We start from the raw sequence: 3,870 nt of genomic DNA, 5'->3' as shown, positions 1-3,870 counted from the left end.
TTTTTCACATCTTCTTGCTAGGATCCCCGCACTCTCAAGGAGCCCTTTTTCATGCCGCACATCCAGCGCAAACGCAGTACCCGCATCACCCTGACCGCCACCGCCAGCCTGCTCGCTGCCACGCTGGGCTTCTTCGCCTGGCAGAGTTTTTACCCCGTCCAGGCTGCCAGCGGTTGGGATGTCGAGGTGTTGCACCGCGACGTGACCAAGGCCGCGTCGTTGTTGCCGCAGGCCGACGGCAGCCTGCTGGTCAGCCGCGAGCTGGACGACGGCCGTGGCAGCATCCTCAAGATTACTGCCCAGGGTGACCGCGTGGTGGTGATCGACAACCTGTCCAAGCCCGACGGCATGGTCGCGGCCGAGGGCGGCTGGGTCTTCAGCCAGGAGGGTGGCCTTGCGCCGGTCAGCCTGTCTCGCGACGGCCAGGTCACCCACCTGTTCGACGGCGAGAGCGTGCAAGGGTTGTGGAACGATGGCGATCACCTCTATGCCATCGAAGACCGTAAGGGCAATGGGCGGTTGATGCGCTATGACTGGCGCAGCGGCCAGCTGGATGTGCTGCGCTCAGGGCTCACCGAAACCGAAGGCCTGACCCGCTGCAACGATGGCCGCCTGCTGTATACCGAGAAAGCCAACGGCAAGGTTCGCGCATTGTCCGAGGACGGCCAGGACCCGGTGGTGGTCGATGGCCTGCGCAACCCGACCTTCCTGTTCTGCGACCAGCGCGGCTTGTGGATCAGCGAAGACAACACGCACCGCGCCCGCCTGCTGCGCATCGACCCCGAGGGCACGCGCCAGACGGTGCTGTCGTTCCTCAAGGCGCCGCAGGCAATCGTTGCCGATGGCAAAGGCGGATACCTGTTGGCCGAGGGCGGGCGTAACCGCGTACTGCACCTGTCCCCACCGGTTGAACGCAGCACGGCGCAACGCGACTGAGGCTCAGTTTGGCAGGCGTGGTTTACGCCCGGGCAGCAGGCCCAGCACCAGCAGGCAGCCGACCAGCACCACCGCGCCGCCCGCCAGTTGCAGCAGGCTCAAGGCTTCGTCGAGGAACACCGCGCCCACCAGTACCGCGACCAACGTCACCACGAACTCGACACTGAGGGCACGGGTGGCGCCGATGCGCGCCACCAGGCCGAAATACAGCACGTACGTGGTGGCGCTCATGACCGCGCCGCTGATCATCAAGTACAGCCAGTCGCTGGCTTGCGGCACGCTGGGCACCGGCACCACCCACAGCAGGGGCAGGGTCAGCAGGCCGCCGGCCAGGAAGGCGCCGCCGGTGACGGTCCACGGGTCCTGGCCACGCAGGTGCAGGCTGGCGTAGTTGCTGCCGAACGCGGCGCTCAAGGCACCGAACAGCGAAGCGATACAGCCGTGGATGAACACGTCGCTGACCGGCTGGGCCGGAAACCCTACCAGCATGGCGATACCGACGAAGCCCAGAAGCAGGCCCGCCAGGCCCTGCAAGGTGATTTTCTCCAGCCCCCAGACACGGCCGATGATCATCGAGAACAGTGGGATGGTGGCCACGAAGATCGCCGCCATGGCCGTACCGATCCGCGGGGTGGCATAGGACATGCCGATCAACTGCCCGGCCACGGTGGTAGCGCCGATCACCAGCAGCGGTTTCAACAGCGGGCGCAGGCGCAGGGTGCGGCCGAGCAAGGCGGCCAGAATCGCCAGGGTACTGCCGGCAATCAGCGACCGCAGGCTGACCGCGCCGACCCAGCCGAAGGCGTGCACCACCTTGAGCAGGACCAGAAAGGAAAACCCCCAGGCAATGGCCAGAAACAGGTAGGCGGCAAAGTCACGCGGTTGCATGGGGCAGGGTCCGTCCAGGGCAGAGGGACGCAGGCTAGCGGGTTGCGGGGCGTGACTTCAAGCGCCGTCGGCGGTTTGCCTGTAACGCCGTTTCGTGGCTACCCGACCAACAGCGTGCTTCCCTGCATGGCCGCGCTCACGGATAATCACCGTATTCCAATAAACAGCCTGTGAGTGGGTATGAGTGATTCCGTAGTCAGCCTCGGCCAGCCTGAGATCGAAGGGGTGCGCAAGTCGCGCAAGAACAACCCCGAGAAAACGCGCGAGGATATCCTTCAGGCCGCCATCAACGAGTTCGTCCAGCAGGGCCTGGCCGGCGCGCGCGTCGATGCCATCGCCGAGCGCACCGCCACCTCCAAACGCATGATCTACTACTACTTCGGCAGCAAGGAGCAGTTGTACGTCGAGTGCCTGGTCAAGCTCTACGGTGATATCCGCAAGACCGAGCAAAGCCTGGACCTGGAGTCGCTGCCGGCCGAGCAGGCGATCCGCCGCCTGGTGGAGTTCACATTCGATCACCACGACCGCAATGTCGATTTCGTGCGCATCATCTGCACCGAGAACATTCACTACGGCGAGTACGTCAAACAGTCGCCGGTCATTCGCGAGATGAGCAGCCTGGTGCTCGAAGCCCTTGGCAGTACCCTGCGTCGGGGCGAGCAGGAAGGCGTGTTCCGTGCCGGTATCGAGGTCATCGACCTGCACATGCTGATGAGCTCGTTCTGTTTCTACCGGGTGTCGAACCGCCACACCTTCGGCGAGATCTTCCAGATAGACCTCGCCGACGAAGCCATCAAGCAGCGCCACAAGACCATGATCGGTGACGCGGTCATTCGCTACATCCGCGCCTGAGCGGTGTCATTCGCCTAGCCGTTGCTCGCGTGACGGCGGGTAGCCGAAGTATGCGGCGTAGCACTTGCTGAAGTGCGACACCGAAACGAACCCGCAGGCCACTGCCACGTCCATCACCGACAGGTCGGAGTACTGCAGCAGGCGGCGGCTCTTGGTGATGCGCAATTCCATGTAGTAGCGCCGCGGCGAGGTGCCCAGCTGGGCCTGGAACAAGCGGTCGATCTGGCGCCGCGAGCGCCCGCTGTAGGCGGCCAGCTGATCGAGGCTGAGGGTTTCTTCGAGGTTGTTCTCCATCAGCTCGACGATGGTGCGCATGTGCAGGCTCATGGACTTTTTCGCTCCCGGGCCGACCTGGCGATAGCGCGCGCCCGAGAACGACAGGATTTCTTCGACGCCTTCGGCCAGGCCGTCGCCGTAGAGCCTGCGGACCAGGCCGAGCATCAGCTCCATGGCGCCATTGGGGCTGGCGGCGCTGAGGCGGTCACGGTCGAGGGTGAAACTGGCCGGGGTGATGCGGGTTTGCGGGCTGCGCTCCGAGAGGCTGGCGCGTTGCTCGGGGTGGATGCTGCAGCCATAGTCATCCAGCACGCCCGCGCGGCCGAGAAACCAGGCGCCGTTCCACAGGCCGCCCAGGGCCATGCCATGGGCCGCGCAGTCGTGCAGCAGTCGATCGAGTTCAGGGTACTTGAGCGGCGTGCGCAGGCCACCGCAGATGATCAGCAGGTCCAGCTCGCGCAACGCTTCCGCCGACAGATCGCTGGCCACCAGCTCCAGCCCCAGGTCGCTCAGCACCCTGTCACCGTCCAGCGACAGCGGGGTGAACTGGAAGCTGTCGGTGCGCAGCAGGTTGGCGGTGACCAGCACATCCATGGCCACGGTGAAGCTGGCCATGGAGAAGTGTTCCAGCAATACGAAGTCGACCCGATAGGGCGCTTGGGCATTTGCGGTGGTGGACTTGAGCCGCAGCATGTTGCTGGTGCTGGTCTTTTTGCTGAACTGACGTGGGGTGGGCACTCTGGACTCCGCTTCCTGGCTGGCCTGGGGAGTGTGCTCGGTGGCAGGGGGAAAGACAATCTCCGGGGTGGGGGTGTCGTATTTGAGGTCGTGTTCAGGCAATTGGGCGGGGGCATGGCTTGAATTTTTCAGCGCCTGTGAGATCGAGCGCCGCCCGCGCGGCGCAAGGCCGCTCCTACA

General features: G+C 64.7%; 4 protein-coding genes. 2 read left to right on the top strand and 2 right to left on the bottom strand.

The genetic code is table 11. The features are described from left to right. Window positions 1–51 precede the first annotated feature (51 nt). Window positions 52–936: a hypothetical protein gene (locus NP534_RS26105; protein ID WP_274100643.1), complete on the top strand. Its 885-nt coding sequence runs from the start codon at window positions 52–54 to the stop codon at window positions 934–936. A 3-nt stretch (window positions 937–939) separates the two neighbouring features. Here the strand turns inward: NP534_RS26105 and NP534_RS26100 are convergent, their stop codons facing one another. Further along, window positions 940–1,824: a DMT family transporter gene (locus NP534_RS26100; protein ID WP_274100642.1), complete on the bottom strand. Its 885-nt coding sequence runs from the start codon at window positions 1,822–1,824 to the stop codon at window positions 940–942. 180 nt (window positions 1,825–2,004) lie between these two features. Between NP534_RS26100 and NP534_RS26095 the strand changes: the two genes are divergently transcribed. Then, entirely contained in the window at window positions 2,005–2,676 is a 672-nt protein-coding gene (locus NP534_RS26095; RefSeq protein WP_095065147.1) for a TetR/AcrR family transcriptional regulator, read from the top strand. A gap of 6 nt (window positions 2,677–2,682) precedes the next feature. On the opposite strand, the gene NP534_RS26090 is transcribed toward NP534_RS26095, so the two are convergent. Further along, window positions 2,683–3,690 (bottom strand): GlxA family transcriptional regulator, encoded by a 1,008-nt coding sequence (locus tag NP534_RS26090; protein WP_047583754.1) that lies wholly within the window; start codon window positions 3,688–3,690, stop codon window positions 2,683–2,685. Window positions 3,691–3,870: the final 180 nt, after the last annotated feature.

Source organism: Pseudomonas sp. 39004, assembly GCF_028682155.1.
Taxonomy (GTDB): domain Bacteria; phylum Pseudomonadota; class Gammaproteobacteria; order Pseudomonadales; family Pseudomonadaceae; genus Aquipseudomonas; species Aquipseudomonas capeferrum.
Note: the sequence above shows the minus strand (reverse complement) of the source record. Positions and strands in the feature narration are given on the sequence as shown.